The following is a 922-nucleotide window of genomic DNA, read 5'->3' on the forward strand; positions in this document are numbered from 1 at the left end:
AAGCCGCCCGCAGCGTAGCTCAGCGTGTAGTTGCCGGCTGCCGCCCCCGCCAGCGTGCCGCCGCTCGCCGTGCTGGCGTAGCTGCCGACATTCGAGGTCGCCGTGGCGTCGGTGGCGTAGGACAGGCTGGTCAGGTTGGCATCGCCCTGCCCGTTCTTCCAGCCGCTGGCGGTGAAGGCGTAGGTGGGAGCGGTCGCGCCGTAGGTCATCGTGCCGCTCGGGGTCACCGTCAGGATGGCCGGGGTGACCGAGAAGCCGCCCGCAGCGTAGCTCAGCGTGTAGTTGCCGGCTGCCGCCCCCGCCAGCGTGCCGCCGCTCGCCGTGCTGGCGTAGCTGCCGACATTCGAGGTCGCCGTGGCGTCGGTGGCGTAGGACAGGCCGGTGAGGTTGGCATCGCCCTGCCCGTTCTTCCAGCCGCTGGCGGTGAAGGCGTAGGTGGGAGCGGTCGCGCCGTAGGTCATCGTGCCGTTGGGCGTCACCGTCAGCGCGGCCGGGGTGACCGCGAAGCCGCCCGCGGCGTAGCTCAGCGTGTAGTTGCCCGCCGCCGCGCCGCCCAATGTACCGCCGCTCGCCGTGCTGGCGTAGCTGCCGACATTCGAGGTCGCCGTGGCGTCGGTGGCGTAGGACAGGCTGGTCAGGTTGGCGTCGCTCTGCCCGTTCTTCCAGCCGCTGGCGGTGAAGCCAAAGCTCGGGCTGGTCGAACCGTAGGTCATCGTGCCGTTGGGCGTCACCGTCAGCGAAGCCGGGGTGACCGCGAAGCCGCCCGTGGCGTAGCTCAGCGTGTAGTTGCCCGCCGCCGCGCCGCCCAATGTACCGCCGCTCGCCGTGCTGGCGTAGCCGCTGCCGACGTTGGAGGTGGCCGTGGCGTCGGTGGCGTAGGTCAGGCCGGTGAGCAGGCTGTCGCCCTGCCCGTTCTTCCAGC

Annotated in this window: 1 protein-coding gene; it reads right to left on the reverse strand. The window is 71.5% G+C overall.

Going from position 1 to position 922, the window contains the following annotated elements; translation table 11 throughout:
* The coding region (locus DS843_RS31495) for an MBG domain-containing protein (RefSeq protein ID WP_286192422.1) at window positions 1-922 on the reverse strand (922 nt) is incomplete at both ends.

It is taken from the genome of Roseomonas genomospecies 6 (genome assembly GCF_008365375.1).
Lineage (GTDB): Bacteria > Pseudomonadota > Alphaproteobacteria > Azospirillales > Azospirillaceae > Azospirillum.